The organism is Alkalihalobacillus trypoxylicola (assembly GCF_001590785.1).
Taxonomy (GTDB): domain Bacteria; phylum Bacillota; class Bacilli; order Bacillales; family Bacillaceae_D; genus Alkalihalobacillus; species Alkalihalobacillus trypoxylicola.
Window position 1 is genome coordinate 1 of record NZ_LTAO01000025.1, and the last position, 16,877, is coordinate 16,877.

Here is a 16,877-nt window from a genome sequence, read left to right on the forward strand (position 1 = left end):
GTTTGTATGACTACGCCCAATACAGGTTCGACTTAAAAACAGCCTAACAAAGTCAGCAACTCATTGTGAATTCTTTTACACATAAATATAGACTTGACTAGCCGATGGAGTAGTAGGGTCAAAAGGGAAAGCTCTATTGAACGAAAAAGGAGCTGGACTAGTGAGAACGGTCAAAAGGCGAAGCTCTATTCACCCGAACCAGGAGCCGATGGAGTAGAAGGGTCAAAAGGCGAAGTTCTATCACACGAAAAAGGAGCCGATGGAGTAGAAGGGTCAAAAGGCGAAGTTCTATTCACCCGAAAAAGGCTCTGACCCAGTAGAACGGTCAAAAGGACCTTTTTAAATGAACCAATATAAAACGGAAAAAGTAAAAATACCTTTGAGAATCAAACTCTCAAAGGTATTTTGTCTACGGTCTGAATAGAGTTGGCTTTTTCCTTCTAATCTATCAATGCTCATCTAGATTATTTATAGCCTCCACCATAACCGCCGCCGAAGCCGCCCCATCCACCACATATAATGATGAATAAGAATAGTACAACGACGATAGCTATTCCAAAGCCACCACCGCCGTAACCACCACCATAACCACCGTAACATGGAGGTGGAGGCGGAGGGCAGCATCCATAGTTATAACCGCCACCATAAAAACCCATAAGTAAGCACCACCTTTACGTTATCATTTAGAAGTCCAAAGACTCCTTCCCTCTATTTTATGGTTGTATTACTCAATGAGTGATTGTCTTAAACAGAATGGGCTTACGATAAAAAAGAGGAAAATGTGAATAAATTGTGAAAAATATCTTGCTTTTAAGAAAGGAATTAGCTAAAATTTTAATGTATTCATCCAAAAGAAACCAATTATATGAAAGGAGGAGCATATCATGAAGAAATTTAAGAACTCTCATATTTTAGTCGATTCTAGCCAAAGCCAATTTCATATTGATATGCCTTTCTTTCATAGTAGTGTATAAGTAATGATTAAAAAATGATTAAAGGATGGCTGTCATCGTTGACGTTTATTCTTTGATTGAAAAATGAGCAGAGGGAAATGATTCCTGCCTTTTTTAAACATACCGTATAGACGGTATGTTTTTTTGTTTTTAAAAAGGTAAATCTAATGGGTGGAATAACAAATCATTGAAAGGAGAATGAAAATGTTACAAAAGAAAAGAAAGCTATTAAACAATGGAGAGTTAGAAGGTGGCTAGTTAGGAAGGGGAGACGTGGATGTTTCGCATTTTTAAACAATTATCATGGTTCTTTAAAAAAGAGTGGCGCCGTTATACTGTTGCACTCTTATTACTTACAATTGTTGGGGTTTTAGATATTATTCCCCCTACTTTAATTGGCCGTGCTATTGATTATTTTCAAGCGGGTCAATTAAATACAGAAGTTTTTATACTATTAATTTTAATTTTTCTTGGTGTTACTATCATAAGTTATGGTCTCACTTATATTTGGATGGCAAAGCTTTTTGGTGGGGCTTTTGTTTTAGAGAAAACGTTAAGAAAAACGTTTATGAAGCATCTATTAAAAATGGACCCCCCATTTTATGAGAAACAAAGAACAGGGGATTTAATGGCACGAGGAACAAATGATTTGAAAGCTGTTTCTGTCACAGCAGGATTCGGTATTTTAACATTAATTGATTCAAGTATATTTATGCTAACCGTATTGGTAGCGATGTGTGTGTTAGTCGATTGGAAATTGACGCTTGCTGCTATCATACCTTTACCAATAATGGCCGTTATCATTTCCATTTTAGGTGGGCAAATTCATACCCGCTTTACGGCTGCACAGGATGCTTTCGGGAAGCTTAATGATCGGGTACTTGAGTCGGTAGAAGGAATGAGGGTCATTCGAGCGTTCAGAAAAGAACGATTGGATGAACAAAAGTTCAAGGACATGAGCGAAGAAGTTTATAACAAGAATATAAAAGTCGCTCAAACTGATTCATTATTCGAGCCAGCTGTTAACATTTTAGTTGGAATAAGTTATGTCATTGGAATAGGGTATGGTTCTTTCCTTGTATTTCAGCAAGAAATTTCCTTAGGTCAAATGGTTACATTTAATGTTTATTTAGGAATGATGATTTGGCCAATGTTTGCAGTGGGTGAATTAATCAATATTCTCCAAAGAGGAAGCGCATCTTTGGACCGAGTAAATCAAACACTAGCAAGCAAACAAGATGTGGTTGATCCGAAACAAGGCAAAGTGGTTGAAAATCCGAGCATGATTGAATTTAAGGATGTTAGCTTTCAATACTCTAAAGCCACTCAATATCAACTACAGAATGTCAATGCTCAAGCGTTTGCTGGTCAAACAATTGGGATTGTTGGAAAAACTGGAAGTGGTAAAACGACTTTTATCAAACAACTTTTGAAATATTATCCGAGCGGTGAGGGCTCTATAAAGCTTGGAGATTATCGAATTGAAGAGCAAACGAAGGAACAAGTTCGTTCGTGGATTGGTTATGTTCCTCAGGACCATATTCTTTTCTCACAAAGTGTGCAGGAAAACATTTTAGTTGGAAAAGAGGATGCGACAGAAGAAGAATTAAATAAAGCGATTGTCTTATCTGCGTTTGAACAGGATTTGGCTTTTCTTCCGGAGGGTTTAGAAACCATTGTTGGAGAAAAGGGTGTTGCCTTATCTGGAGGACAAAAGCAACGTATTTCGATAGCGAGAGCTCTTATTTCAGATCCGGAAATTCTGATATTGGATGATTCCTTATCCGCAGTTGACGCAAAGACTGAGAATAAAATTATTAACAACATTCAAAGTGAACGCAATGGGAAGACGACGATTATTACCTCCCATCGTATGTCGGCTGTAGAGCACTCAGATTTGATTCTAGTTTTGGATAATGGAGAAATTGTTGAATCTGGAACTCATCAGGAGCTAATGAATAAAGGCGGTTGGTACAAAGAGCAAGTTCAAAGACAAACTCTAGTAACCGAAGGGGGTGTTGGCGAATGAGTGTAGGAAGACGATTATATCAATATGCCTTGACTAGTAAGAAAACGATAGGATTTGCACTTTTTCTTTTAACGGTAAGTGTGGCAGCTGAATTAACAGGACCTTTTATCGCTAAAACGATTATCGACCAGCATATTATGGGTATAGAGGAGCCTTGGGTGGAAACCACTGAATCCGAGAATGCCGTAGAGTATCAAAATGGTTTGTATGTACGTGAATCGAGAGCCGACTTATCAGTCGATTCATCTGATCGTGATGTTATACAATTAGTGCAAATTGGACTTCAATTTTATGTTGTGAATGAGTTAATCCCAATTGAAGGTGAGAAAAATTTTGTCGATGGGGAACTGATTATATCTAATAGTAATGATTCATTTAGCGCAGATGCGACCTTATTATCACCTAATGAAGTGTGGTCTTTTTATGAGCCTGAAATGAAGCCTGTCATTAATTGGTTGTTGCTTTATGTTGGAATTATTATTTTTGCCTCCTTTTTTCAGTATGGTCAGCGTTTCTATTTACAGAAAGCAGCTAATCGTATTATTCAAAAATTAAGAACGGATGTTTTTAATCATTTATCGACGATGCCAGTTCGCTTTTTTGACAATTTACCTGCTGGGAAGGTTGTGGCTCGTGTTACAAATGATACGGAGGCCATTCGTGAACTTTATGTGCAAGTATTAGCTAATTTCTTTACAAGTTTTGTTTATTTAATCGGTATTTATACGGCATTATTTTTGTTAGACTTCCGTTTGGCTATGGGGACATTGATATTAATACCTATATTAATTTTATGGGTAATTATTTATCGCAAGTTTGCGTCTACCTATAATCATCAGATACGTTCAAAGAACAGCGAAATAAATGCTTCTTTAAATGAATCAATCCAAAGTATGCCAGTTATTCAAGCCTATCGAAAAGAAGGTAAAAGAGAGCAGACATTTGAAGTACTAAATGAAGAGCATTATACCGCACAAAATAAAATGCTTCGTTTAAATTCTTTAACTTCACATAATTTGACCGCGGTATTAAGGAATTTAATATTTGTTGGATTGATTTGGTATATGGCTGGAGCACAGACAGGAATCGGTGCGGTTCTAACATTAGGAGTCCTTTATGCATTCGTTGATTATATTAATCGAATGATTCATCCTTTAAACGGTATCGTTAACCAATTGGCTAACCTAGAACAAGCACTAGTAGCCGGTGAACGAGTATTTGAGTTAATGGATAAAGAGGGAGAACTCGTCTCAGATGAGGAGATGACGCGTCCTAAAGGTGAAGTCATGTTCAAAAATGTTAGCTTCTCTTATAAAGAAGATGAGTATGTATTAAAGGACTTATCCTTTACCGCGAAACCAGGTGAGACGATAGCACTGGTCGGTCATACAGGCTCTGGTAAAAGCTCTATTATGAATTTACTTTTCCGTTTTTATGATCCTCAAAAAGGTGAAATAACCATTGATGGTCAAAGTATTCAAAGTATCCCAAGGCAAACACTGCGTGAATATATGGGGATTGTTCTACAGGAGCCATATTTGTTCACTGGAACTATTGAAACGAATATAACCCTAAATCGTGAAGATATTTCAAGAGAAGAAGCAGAGCATGCTTTAGAACTTGTTGGTGGGGACAGAGTGTTTAAAAGGCTAAAAAATATTCTAGACGAAGAAGTAAAAGAAAAAGGTAGCACCTTATCAAGTGGTGAAAGACAATTAATAAGCTTTGCTCGAGCGTTGGTGGTAAATCCAGCTATTCTTGTATTAGATGAGGCGACCTCTAATATTGATACAGAAACAGAAATGATTATTCAGCATGCGATGGACCAATTAAAAGAAGGTCGAACGACATTTATTATTGCGCATCGTTTATCTACTATAAAAAATGCGGATCAAATTTTGGTTCTTGATAAAGGGCAAATCATTGAAAAAGGCTCTCATGCTGAATTGATGAATATTGATGGATCTTATGCCAAAATGTATGAATTGCAGCAGCAAGGAAAAGACAGCCATTCAATTGTTACCTAATCTAATGTTAGTCTTAAAAAAATTTGTAGAAACACAATAGAAAGTGTAGCCATTCATTTGAGGAATCGCTAGATGACGGAGCGTTTAGAATAGGGTTACAATCTTATTTTTAGGTAAACAGTTTCCCTCTATTTGGTAAGTCAAGCTTTCCTATTTCACATTACGAAAAAATGTATGTAAAATATGGATTGCAGTAGAATAAGAATGACATTACTTATCGAAAAGAGGGAAGCTTCATGGGACAAATCATTAAAGGGAAAACGGCTCTTATTACGGGGAGTGGTAAAGGAATTGGGAAAGCAACGGCTATTGCTCTTGCCAAGGAAGGTGTTCATGTTGGGCTTTTGGCTCGAACAGAAGCTGACTTAAAAGCCGTCATAGCGGAAATCGAATCAACGGGAGTAAACGTAGCTTATGCAATAGCTGACATCTCATCACAAGAACAAGTTGAGAAGGCTGTTGAATCAATCACCAATGAGCTTGGTTACTTTGATATTCTCATTAATAATGCTGGAATCGGAAAATTCGGTGGCTTTCTAGACCTTTCTCCGGAAGAATGGAAAGAAATAATAGATGTGAATTTATTAGGGACCTATTATGTAACAAGGGCTGTCCTACCTCAGCTTATTGAGAAAAAGGGAGGAGATATCATTAATATTTCCTCGACTGCTGGACAAAAAGGGGCGCCACTTACAAGTGCATATAGTGCATCAAAATTTGGATTACTAGGCTTAACCGAATCACTTGCGCTAGAAGTAAGAAAGCATAATATTCGTGTGACGGCTCTAACACCAAGTACGGTTGCAACAGAGCTTGCCATAAGAGAAAATTTAACGGATGGTAACCTAGAGACTGTAATGCAGTCAGAAGATTTAGCGGAGTTTATCGTTTCGCAGTTAAAACTTCATCCTAGAGTCTTTATTAAATCGGCTGGACTATGGTCCACTAATCCATAATATCTAAGCATAAATAAAAGTATGAATAAGCTAGAAAAATGACCACTAACAGGTTGTTTTTTCTAGCTTTTTTGGTCTAAATAAAAAATGATAAAACAAAACTAGATAAGCACCTTAACATTCAATGATGTTTTCAAAGTGAAAAAGAAGATGGGATTGTTAACGAATTTCTCGCGTGAAAATCTATAAAAGAAAAAAATATTGGAAGTTGTCTAAAAATAGGAAATTTTTTTACACAAATGTTATGATGAATGAAGGATACTATTAATCCATAGAAAAAATAGTAAGTTATCGATGGAGTCCATTTCATCATTGCTCTATAAGTGAACGAAACCGACCATTCATTATAAGAATGTCTTGAATGTTTGCGAATTCACTCGTTGATTGAAACGGTAGGTAGTGACTCCAAAAGGATGAGCGCCGTTTGAAGATCCACTCTGACGAAGCTCTGCGTAGTCAGAGTTAGCTGAGAATAAGCCCTTGGGAAAGCATCTACCTAAAGTAAAAATCAACCCCAAATCGCATCGTTTTCATTAAAAGATAGAAATGATGAAACTAATTCGATTGGAAAAAGATTTAATTTTGTATAAGGTAGGAATAAAAACGATTTGATAGGTGAAAGATTACTAGTGATATAAATATTTTGATAGATTCTTATATTCGAACAATCGTTTGAAGGTAGAAGAATGGAGGATATAATGACAGCCTTAGAACAAGTTGAAAAAGTCATACACAATATAGAAAAAATGTTAGTAGGAAAAAGACAAGAAATTGAACTATGTTTAGTAGCTCTTTTAGCAGATGGGCATGTGTTGTTAGAGGATGTACCAGGAGTTGGGAAAACATTATTAGTAAAATCATTGGCTCGCTCACTTGGAGCAGAGTTTAAAAGAATTCAATTTACTCCTGATTTACTTCCATCTGATGTAACCGGTGTTTCCATTTATAATCAAAAAACTCAAGAATTTACCTTTAGACCGGGTCCAATTATGGCCAATATTGTGTTAGCCGATGAGATAAATCGAACATCACCCAAAACTCAATCTGCTCTATTAGAATCTTTAGAGGAAGCAAGTGTCACAATAGACGGTGAAACGATGATTCTTCAGAAACCATTTTTTGTCATGGCTACTCAAAACCCAGTTGAATATTCGGGGACATTTCCACTACCAGAAGCGCAACTAGACCGCTTTTTGATGAAGTTGAAAATTGGTTATCCGTCGGTAGAGGAAGAATTAGAGATGTTAAATAGAGTAGGTGGAGGCCAATCGGCAGAATCCTTACATTTTGTTATTACAACCGAGCAAGTTATTCAACTACAAAAGGAAGCTTCTAATGTAATAGTGGATGAACATGTAAAATCATATATGATTCAGTTAACACACGCTACTAGAAATCATCGCTCTGTAGAGCTGGGAGTAAGCCCGCGTGGAACGATTGCGCTTATGAAGGCGGCACAATCCTATGCTCTTATTCAAGGAAGAGACTTTGTTATCCCAGATGATGTTAAATATTTAGCGACATTTGTTTTATCACATCGCTTAATCATGTCAACTGAAGCAAAAATGGCGAATGTTACGGTAGAGCATATTATTAAAGATATATTAAAGAGGGTACAAATCCCTGTAGTAAGAAGAGGATTAACAACATCGTGAGATCAGAACAGATGCGCATATTAAAGGGAATAGTGAAATTCCTTACTGTACTGATAGTGAATATTAGTCTATTTGTGTATGCCATGTTTCAAGGTGGTTTTGTGAGCTGGTTCTTATTTTATAGTGTCTGCTTAATCTTTGTTTTAACATTCTTTTTTTCTTTTTTAACGATTAGACGTTTTGAAGTCGAACGAATGATTCAGCCTTCTTCTGCCAAAAGAGGTGAAGAGTTGCGTGTCACGATTAAGCTTAGAAGGCCTAAATTTCAACCTTTTATTTATTTTCATGTTAAAGACTATCTCCCTGAAAGAATTGGAGATGCCCACACAACTAGTGCTTTTTTCTTTTTTTCGTTGAAGAGAACTTTTGAATATCACTATTCTATTAATAACATAAAGAGAGGAAAATATCAGTTCGAACAAGTTACATTAACCTTCGGGGACTTATTTGGTATTTTTGAAAGGAAAATGAAGCTTGATGTCCTATCTTCTTATACTGTGTATCCCAATTATAAACAGTTGAAGGATATACCTACGATAAGAAAGGTAGAAAACACAGAGGGTAAATCGGTAGCACAAGAGCTAGGTGAAGAAAGGTCACTAGCTAGTATTCGTCAATATGTGCCTGGTGATCGTTTGACTAGTATTGATTGGAAGCAGTCGGCTAGAGCGACAAAATTAATGACAAAAGAATTTGAAACCTATCAAGGTAAAGGTACGGTCATTGTTTTTGATCCATTCTTAAAATACCGTGATATGCAGCAATTTGAGAAAAGTATAGAATTGACCGCATCCTTATTAGCTACTTTTTTAGAAACACAAACATCCGTCCAATTCGCAATTCCGCAACATAATTGGATTCTTAAAGAAATTCACTCTAAATCATTAGCTGAAGGATTAGAGTTGCTTGCACAGGCTCAAAGTAAAGAAACAATCACAAACTTTGAGCAGCTAATCGAACACTGGAATGGCTCAGCCGTTTATTACGTTTGCACTGAAATCGACCAAAGTGTCTTTTCTGCTTTTCAAAGACTTAGACAACAGCAGATTATGGCACAAGTTTTTTTAGTCAATCAATCAAAAGAAGAACAGTCAATAATTGAATCATTAAGGAAAATCGGGGTTTCGACACATTTTGTTAGAGTCTAATGATTTTGTTGAGTGATTACAGTGAGGAGTGCTTAGAATGCTTGGAGGAAAAACAAACGAATTTGGACGCAACCTCCTTCTTTATGGATTAAGCTTCCTGTTGCTATTAGAGTGGATTATACCGTTGCCGCAAATTTCAGATACTGGCTATATACCGATTTTTATTTTAATTACCTTTCTATTTTTTGTTGTAACTTTCTTACAGCTACCTTTGATGATTTCTATTCTACTAAAAATACTTATTATCATTTCTTCCATTCACTTTATTTTCTTTGATATATCCTTCTTTTCAATGGAATGGATTTCAGCATTTGTGCAAGAGCTTCAAAGAAATGTACAAGTGATGCTTGCTGGTAATTGGTATGCATTAACAGATACGTTTAGGAGTCTCCTATTTTTTATTTTATTAGCGATTATGAGCTATTTGCTATTTTATTGGACTGTTCATGCAAGAAGGGTATCCTTTTTTATTATATTTACTGTGATTTACATTGCAGTGCTTGATACTTATACAGAATATGACGCTACGATTGCCATCATTCGAATTTTTATTATTGGCTTTGTATTATTAGGGCTTGTTACGGTATATAGGAAGTGGGAACAAGGGAGATTTGAAAATAATCGCTTCGCTACCTTTCGGATAACAGGAATGATTGTTGTTTTAGTTGTATCGACAAGTCTAGTAGCCTCACTTCTACCTAAACATGAACCGCAATGGGAGGATCCGGTGCCTTTTTTCAGAAATATTTTAGGTTTGGGACCTGCTGAAAGCTCTGTTCAAAGAATTGGCTATGGAAGCAATGATACTCAGCTTGGTGGTGGATTTGTTTATGACTATACACCTCTGTTCCACGGGTACTCATCACAGGCTCATTATTGGAGAGGGGAAACGAAGGATTTTTATACTGGAAAAGGCTGGGAAGTCACAACGCCTTCCTCTGAAGTTGATAGACCAATTCACCATTACTTTCCTGCTCAATCCGAAGAGGATTATATGGCTCAATTTGAACCATTGACGACAGAAGTGGAATTCTTAGAAGGAAGTAGTTCTCTGTATCCTCATTTATTTTATCCAGGAGAGCTAGAAACAAGAGGAGAAATCGACCAAAATGCTACGGTTAGTGTTGATTTCTATACAGGAAAAGCCCGAACAGTTAATACTGAGGGAGAGCCGCTTTCTCTTGATTCCTATACGTTTGATTATGCTTATCCGACTTTCTATATTGATGATTTGAGGGAAAGTCAATTAAACGACGACGGTGAAATTTATGATTATTATACTCAGCTACCGGAAAATCTACCTGAACGAATTGGTGAATTAGCTGAAGAATTAGTTGAAGGTATAGATAATCGCTATGACCAAGCAAAAGCAATAGAGTTTTTCTTATCAGGGCCAGAGTTTGAGTATGAGACGGAAGACGTTCCAGTACCAGATGCTGATGAAGATTATGTCGATCAATTTTTATTTGAAACACAGCGTGGGTACTGTGATAATTTTTCGACTTCTATGGTTGTGATGTTAAGAACACTAGATATCCCTGCTCGCTGGGTTAAGGGTTTTACAAATGGAACGATGATTGATTCTGCTAATGAAGAAGTAGATATATATGAAATAACAAATGCGAATGCTCATTCATGGGTTGAGGTATATTTTCCTGAGGTAGGATGGGTGCCGTTTGAACCTACTAAAGGATTCAATACGATTGGACAATTTACTTTTTCTCCTATTGACATGACAGAGGAGGATCCGGAAGTAGAGGATGCGCCTGAGGTGGAGGAAGAGGAAGAAGAAACTCAGACTGAAGAAGAAGAAACGGAAACAGAAGAACAAGAGGAGAATGAAGAGAGTGCTGTTGCAAGTTCGAATTCTTCCTTTAATCATTATTATTGGATTCTACCATTATTAGTTTTAATGATACTAATTGTTTCTTTTAGGAAAAAATTAGTAAAGTGGATGATGAAATGGCGATTTATGAGCAAACAAAATGAAGAAACATTTATGGATGCTTATGAAGCTCTTATCCGATATTTGGTATATTGTGGATATGAGCGGTTAGAGGGGGAGACGCTAAGGGAGTATGCGATAAGGATAGATGAAATTGATCATAGTAATGATATGATGCTACTAACCACACATTACGAACGCCTTTATTATGGTAAGAAGGAAATAGGGAAAAGCTGGAGCGAGCATAAACAGCTTTGGTTAAAGGTCCTAGAGAAAAACACAGCTTGACCTGCATTTTCCCTGTTGTTAAAATGGATCATAGTGTGTGTAAAAAGTGTATAGAGTTATTACCTTCGTATATCCTTGGGAATAAGGCCTAAGAGTTTCTACCGGATTTCCTTAAAAAATCTGACTATGAAGGCAGAATAAATCAAGCTAGAATTCTGCCTTTTTTTCGTTCGAAATAGAATGAATTGGCGAATTTTAGCTTTTTTTGCAAACGATTATGTTTGCTTCTCATTTTTGAGGGTTATGTGTATTAGGGATAAACTCATGCGGATTTACTCAATCATAAAATTGATTAAGGTGGGATTTGAATGGAAGAGTTAAAAGAACAAGAAATTGTTGTTGTTTTAGACTTTGGTGGGCAGTACAATCAATTAATTACTAGAAGAATTCGTGATTTAGGTGTATATAGTGAATTACATTCCAATAAAATTACAGCTGAAGAATTGAAAAGCATGAATTTAAAGGGAATTATATTCTCTGGAGGACCAAACAGTGCCTATGTTGATGGAGCTCCAAAATGTGACCCTGCTATTTTTGATTTAGATGTTCCTATTTTAGGAATTTGCTATGGTATGCAATTAATGACTCAGCACTTCGGTGGAAATGTAGAAGCAGCGGATCATCGTGAATATGGAAAAGCAAACATCAAAATCGAAAATCAATCAAAGTTATTTCAAGGTCTTCCGATTGAGCAAAGTGTGTGGATGAGTCATGGAGATTTAATCGTAGCACCTCCAGAGGGTTTTGTTATTGATGCATCTAATCCTTCGTGTCCTGTTGCGGCAATGAGTGATGAAAGTCGTCAATTTTATGGCGTTCAATTCCACCCTGAAGTTCGTCATTCAGAATTCGGAAACGAGCTACTAAAGAATTTCGTCTATGAAGTTTGTCAAAGTACAGGTAACTGGTCAATGGAGAACTTTATCGAACTTGAGATAGAAAAAATTAAAGAAACCGTCGGAAATAAAAATGTTTTATGTGCTTTAAGTGGTGGTGTAGACTCTTCTGTGGTAGCTGTCCTGTTGCATAAAGCGATAGGTGATCAATTAACATGTATGTTTATCGATCATGGCTTATTACGAAAAGATGAAGCGGAAGGCGTTATGAAAACCTTTAGTGAAGGATTTAACATGAAGGTAATCAAAGTAGACGCGAAAGAACGCTTTATGAACAAGTTAAAAGGTGTATCTGATCCAGAAGAGAAGCGTAAAATTATCGGTAATGAGTTCATTTATGTGTTCGAGGAAGAGACAAGCCAGTTAACGGATATGGATTTCTTAGCTCAAGGGACACTTTACACAGATATTATTGAAAGTGGTACCGATACAGCTCAAACCATTAAATCACACCATAATGTTGGTGGACTTCCTGAAGATATGAAATTCAAATTAATAGAACCTTTAAATGCATTATTTAAGGATGAGGTGCGTGAACTAGGTTCAGAGCTAGGAATTTCTGATGAAATCGTTTGGCGTCAGCCATTCCCGGGTCCTGGGTTAGGTATTCGTGTATTAGGTGAAATTACAGAAGAGAAGCTAGAGATTGTAAGAGAATCTGATGCTATCTTGCGTGAAGAGATTAAAAAAGCAGGATTAGATCGCGAAATTTGGCAGTACTTCACAGCACTTCCGAACATGAGAAGTGTTGGAGTTATGGGAGACAGCCGAACTTATGATTATACTGTTGGTATCCGAGCGGTTACTTCTATAGATGGTATGACCTCAGATTGGGCTCGTATACCTTGGGACGTGCTGGAATTAATCTCCACTCGAATTGTGAACGAAGTCAAGCATGTAAACCGAGTCGTTTATGATGTAACAAGCAAGCCACCAGCTACGATTGAGTGGGAATAAAGAACAAGAATCGCTAAGCCCTTATGAGGACTTGGCGATTTTTTTTTATAATTAAAAGCATTACTCAACTAATGCGGACATGGGGTAACGAAACATTATCAAATTTCCAGAAATTTGATAAAACACCTATTGATATTCCTATTGCAATGCTAATATGGAATATGAGGTAAAATAAGGAAAAATCCATCAAGAACTCCTGTTGCTATATTCTCAGCTTCGAGCGTATATAAAATATACAAATCATAGATTATTAATGAAATAAAGGTACTAAATGATTGAATCTAGGGGGGACATATGCACAATAAACAGAAACCAATAGTTATTGAATTTCCTTTAAGAGGAGAATGGAATGCTCCAACTACCCCTGCAAAACGAGTTCCTAGTCATGGAACAAATAGAATGGGACTGCGGTATGCCTTTGATTTTTTACAACTAAATTGGAGCAATCCGAAAAAGCCGTCGTATAATGCTAGTTTCTTGCGCTATTTATTTTTAGGTGTTCCTTTAAAGAAATGTTATTGCTGGGGAGAAGGTATATATGCTCCATGCGATGGAGAAGTTATATTCGTGGAGGATGGAAATCGAGAAAGAAAAATGGCTCACTGGTTTGTAGATTCAATCATAGGAATGAAAAATTCACTTTTCTTTAACGAAAGGAAGCACAATTTTAAAAAGATTGCTGGTAACTATGTAATTCTTAAATGTTCAAATGATGTATACATGGCATTTGTACATTTGCAGACGAACTCTGTCAAGGTCGGTCTACATGATCAATTAAAAAAAGGAGCACATATAGGGAATGTTGGACATTCTGGAAATTCAACTTTCCCTCATTTGCATTTTCAACTTATGGATAGTAGTGATATTGCAAAATCTCATGGTATTCCCTGTTTATTTGAAAAATACGAATTATATCGAAACGGAGATTGGGAAACCGTCTATAATCAAATCCCCTTGGCTACAGATAGAATACGATTTGTAAAATAATGAACGGTTTGTCTGATTTACAATAGAACCCTTAACAAAATAAAGGAAAATACAAAAGAAATAAAACTCCCTAACCAAAAACTTTGGTAGGGAGATATTGTAATTTCTATAGACTTAATTATCCTTCATCCTTATAATTTTGTTCCATTACTTTCGTGATTTCTTCTAGGTAAGCCTCTTCTTCAGATGTCCAAAAATTTGGGAAATCAAAATCATCTGGCTGAGTAGCTTCTAATTGATTCTCCCATTCATCTAGGTTATTTATAGCTTCTTTAGGGATAGCTTGTAAAAATATATCTGTCAATCTTACTAGAATTTGTTGTGCTTCTGGTGCGTGAGCAGGTACCTGGTCTCTTATAAGCTTTTTCACATCAACTAAAATAAAAAGCGTTTCTTTATCTAGTTTTTTTCGTAATTCCTTCGGTATATCTGTGAAAATCGTAGCCATCTCACCTTCGAAATGCTCCTTTATCCATTCATTTTGTTCCTCTTCAAATTCCATTGAATAAAGCAACGAAGTAAGTATTCTCCAATCTAATGGAATTCCATCATTTAATAAATCCTGAACATACTCGATGGCTTCAATAGCCTGGTTTAATTCTTCACGCTTATGCACTAAGATTTTCTTTTGAACCGGTAGAGTGTTAGCAAAGCTCTCAAGTGTTATTTTTTCATTAGATAAGATTTCTTTAATTTCTTGCAAGGAGTAACCAATAAATTTTAAAGACTGAATTCGTTGCAACGTAGCTAATTCTTCCAAACCGTACAAGCGATGACCGTTTTGGTTTCTTTGCTTAGGATAAAGAATACCCAATTCTTCATAAAAACGTAAGGTTCTACTAGAAAGTCCGGTTTTTGCTCCGAATTCTCCAATTGTATACATCGTAATCAGCTCCTTTTAATTAAAGTATAGATGATTACGTAACGTAAAGTGCAAGTAGTTCATGCGCAAAATTTTCTATACAAAAATGAATGATTTTTATAAGAGCTGTAACTGCTTTTTGATAGATTACGAAAAACACAAAAAAATAGGGACAGATAAAATGAAGGATGAAAACAATTAATATAATAGAAATACAATCAACGAACATTATAGATAATTTAATTAATTAATGTTCGGATTTTGGATTGACAATCTCATAACAACTTGATAAACTTCATTTGTGCACATGAAAATGAATATTTACCATATCGTATAATTACAGGAATAAGGTCTGTACGTCTCTACCAAGCTACCGTAAAATGGCTTGACTACGATGGATTATCTATTATAAAACTCTTACTAATAATCATGTAGTTTTTATAGGAGTAGAGCGTCTATAAGTCAGCACTTATTCTATTTTTTTTCTTTCTTCTTTTGTTCCTGTAAAGAAGGTTATGGTGAAAATCTAGGAGGAAATAGATGGAACGCATTGCTCAATTTTTTAAGTTTAAAGAAAACAATACAGATTTAAGAACAGAATCTGTAGCGGGTACAACTACTTTCTTAGCAATGGCTTATATTTTATTTGTTAATCCGCAAATGCTTTCGTTAACAGGTATGGATGAAAGTGCGGTTTTTGTAGCAACAGCATTATCGGCAGCGTTAGCTACTCTATTAATGGGATTATTAGCTAATTATCCAATAGCTTTAGCACCAGGAATGGGCTTAAATGCTTTCTTTACTTTCTCAGTTGTTATGGGAATGGGCATTGAGTGGCAAGTTGCTTTATTCGGTGTTTTCTGTTCGGGTATATTATTTATGATTCTCTCCATAAGTAATGTGAGAGAAACAGTCATTAATGCTATTCCGGCTGAAATGAAATATGCAGCAGGTGCAGGTATTGGGCTTTTTATTGCTTTTATTGGATTGCAGAATACTGGAGTTATTGTTAGAGATCCGGCTGATGAAGTGATTGTTGCTTTAGGTAACTTAGGTCAGCCAGAAGTGTTATTAACTGTTTTTGGTTTAACAGTAACAGTTATTTTCTTAGTTATCGGATTGAAGGGCGGAATCTTCTTTGGAATGATTGCGACAGTAATTGTTGGTCTGATTTTTGGTCAAATTTCTTGGCCGGGTTCTCCTGTAGCGATGCCGCCAAGTTTAGCTCCTACTTTTGGACAGCTATTTGCGATTGATTTTTCAAGTGTGTTTACTCTTCAACTACTAGTCGTTATATTAACCTTTTTGTTTGTAGATTTCTTTGATACAGCTGGAACTCTTTACGGAGTAGCGAACCAAGCTGGTTTTATAAAAGATAATAAATTACCTCGAGCAGGAAGAGCGTTACTTGCAGACTCGACTGCAACGCCTATTGGAGCGATTCTAGGGACTTCAACTACAACATCTTATGTGGAATCAGCGGCAGGTGTTGGAGCGGGTGGTCGTACTGGTTTCACCTCTGTCATTACGGCTTTATTTTTCTTGTTAGCTCTATTTTTCTCACCTCTACTTGGTGTAATTACCCCAGCTGTAACTGGACCTGCGTTAATATTAGTAGGTGTTATGATGGCAACAGCTCTTGGTCAGATTGAATGGAAGAAGCTTGAAGTTGCTATTCCAGCCTTTTTCACTGTTTTGGCTATGCCTTTAACGTATAGTATTGCAACAGGTATTGCTCTTGGATTTGTTTTCTATCCTATTACAATGATTTGTAAAGGTAAGTGGAAGCAGGTTCATCCACTTATGTACGTATTGTTTATCGTATTCTTAAGTTATCTAATATGGTTAAAATAATTGTATTTGAAAAACCTTGCTTAAAAGCAAGGTTTTTTTGTTTTGATACGTATATTCTAGTATTATATAAGAACAAAATGAATTAATAGAAGTTTTTCAAAAAAAGTAGTTGCAATTCTATTCAAGAACATGTTATATTATTTCTTGTCGTCACAAGGCGAATCAAGTCGAAAGCTAAAAAAACTGTTTGACATAAGTTTTTAAAAATGTTAAGCTAATCAAGTCGCCATCGAGCGATACAAGTTCTTTGAAAACTGAACAAAAGCCAAGCGAATTAAAGAGATACAAGGTATCTCGTCAATGTTAGTCATTGAGAAATC

At 36.1% G+C, this 16,877-nt stretch carries 11 protein-coding genes and 2 riboswitches; of the genes, 9 read left to right on the forward strand and 2 right to left on the reverse strand.

The window, feature by feature from the left end; genetic code table 11:
• Positions 1–464: 464 nt before the first annotated feature.
• On the reverse strand, positions 465–656 hold the full coding sequence (locus AZF04_RS21435) for a hypothetical protein (protein ID WP_061949486.1): 192 nt from the start codon (positions 654–656) through the stop codon (positions 465–467).
• Between the two features lie 574 nt (positions 657–1,230).
• On the opposite strand from AZF04_RS21435, the gene AZF04_RS15275 reads away from it, so the two are divergent.
• The 8 genes from AZF04_RS15275 (at position 1,231) to AZF04_RS15310 (ending at position 13,841) form a co-directional block, all read left to right on the forward strand.
• Positions 1,231–2,982: an ABC transporter ATP-binding protein gene (locus tag AZF04_RS15275; RefSeq protein WP_061949487.1), complete on the forward strand. Its 1,752-nt coding sequence runs from the start codon at positions 1,231–1,233 to the stop codon at positions 2,980–2,982.
• A complete protein-coding gene (locus AZF04_RS15280; RefSeq protein WP_061949488.1) occupies positions 2,979–5,009 on the forward strand; it encodes an ABC transporter ATP-binding protein in 2,031 nt (676 codons plus the stop codon). Before AZF04_RS15275 ends, AZF04_RS15280 begins: the two co-directional genes overlap by 4 nt.
• Before the next feature lie 236 nt (positions 5,010–5,245).
• Complete coding sequence (locus tag AZF04_RS15285) at positions 5,246–5,965, forward strand: 3-ketoacyl-ACP reductase (RefSeq protein WP_061949489.1); 720 nt, start codon at positions 5,246–5,248, stop codon at positions 5,963–5,965.
• A 698-nt stretch (positions 5,966–6,663) separates the two neighbouring features.
• Entirely contained in the window at positions 6,664–7,620 is a 957-nt protein-coding gene (locus AZF04_RS15290) for an AAA family ATPase (protein ID WP_061949490.1), read from the forward strand.
• Complete coding sequence (locus tag AZF04_RS15295) at positions 7,617–8,768, forward strand: DUF58 domain-containing protein (RefSeq protein ID WP_082795396.1); 1,152 nt, start codon at positions 7,617–7,619, stop codon at positions 8,766–8,768. Before AZF04_RS15290 ends, AZF04_RS15295 begins: the two co-directional genes overlap by 4 nt.
• Positions 8,769–8,805: 37 nt before the next feature.
• Complete coding sequence (locus AZF04_RS15300; RefSeq protein ID WP_045488442.1) at positions 8,806–11,001, forward strand: DUF4129 domain-containing transglutaminase family protein; 2,196 nt, start codon at positions 8,806–8,808, stop codon at positions 10,999–11,001.
• A 45-nt stretch (positions 11,002–11,046) separates the two neighbouring features.
• Positions 11,047–11,148, forward strand: a riboswitch (purine riboswitch).
• A 161-nt stretch (positions 11,149–11,309) separates the two neighbouring features.
• On the forward strand, positions 11,310–12,854 hold the full coding sequence (guaA, locus tag AZF04_RS15305; RefSeq protein WP_061949492.1) for a glutamine-hydrolyzing GMP synthase: 1,545 nt from the start codon (positions 11,310–11,312) through the stop codon (positions 12,852–12,854).
• Between the two features lie 294 nt (positions 12,855–13,148).
• On the forward strand, positions 13,149–13,841 hold the full coding sequence (locus AZF04_RS15310) for a M23 family metallopeptidase (protein WP_061949493.1): 693 nt from the start codon (positions 13,149–13,151) through the stop codon (positions 13,839–13,841).
• Between the two features lie 118 nt (positions 13,842–13,959).
• On the opposite strand, the gene AZF04_RS15315 is transcribed toward AZF04_RS15310, so the two are convergent.
• A complete protein-coding gene (locus tag AZF04_RS15315; RefSeq protein ID WP_061949494.1) occupies positions 13,960–14,724 on the reverse strand; it encodes a MerR family transcriptional regulator in 765 nt (254 codons plus the stop codon).
• A gap of 288 nt (positions 14,725–15,012) precedes the next feature.
• Positions 15,013–15,115: riboswitch (purine riboswitch) on the forward strand.
• Between the two features lie 137 nt (positions 15,116–15,252).
• Here AZF04_RS15315 and AZF04_RS15320 point away from each other — a divergent pair.
• Positions 15,253–16,557, forward strand: a complete 1,305-nt coding sequence (locus AZF04_RS15320; RefSeq protein WP_153017276.1) for an NCS2 family permease — start codon at positions 15,253–15,255, stop codon at positions 16,555–16,557.
• Positions 16,558–16,877: the final 320 nt, after the last annotated feature.

Coding starts and splice junctions, on each gene's coding strand:
- AZF04_RS15280 (WP_061949488.1), top strand. CDS start 2,979: ATGAGTGTAGGAAGACGATTATATCAATATGCCTTGACTAGTAAGAAA.
- AZF04_RS15300 (WP_045488442.1), top strand. CDS start 8,806: ATGCTTGGAGGAAAAACAAACGAATTTGGACGCAACCTCCTTCTTTAT.
- AZF04_RS15285 (WP_061949489.1), top strand. CDS start 5,246: ATGGGACAAATCATTAAAGGGAAAACGGCTCTTATTACGGGGAGTGGT.
- AZF04_RS15310 (WP_061949493.1), top strand. CDS start 13,149: ATGCACAATAAACAGAAACCAATAGTTATTGAATTTCCTTTAAGAGGA.
- AZF04_RS15275 (WP_061949487.1), top strand. CDS start 1,231: ATGTTTCGCATTTTTAAACAATTATCATGGTTCTTTAAAAAAGAGTGG.
- AZF04_RS15315 (WP_061949494.1), bottom strand. CDS start 14,724: ATGTATACAATTGGAGAATTCGGAGCAAAAACCGGACTTTCTAGTAGA.
- guaA (WP_061949492.1), top strand. CDS start 11,310: ATGGAAGAGTTAAAAGAACAAGAAATTGTTGTTGTTTTAGACTTTGGT.
- AZF04_RS15290 (WP_061949490.1), top strand. CDS start 6,664: ATGACAGCCTTAGAACAAGTTGAAAAAGTCATACACAATATAGAAAAA.
- AZF04_RS21435 (WP_061949486.1), bottom strand. CDS start 656: ATGGGTTTTTATGGTGGCGGTTATAACTATGGATGCTGCCCTCCGCCT.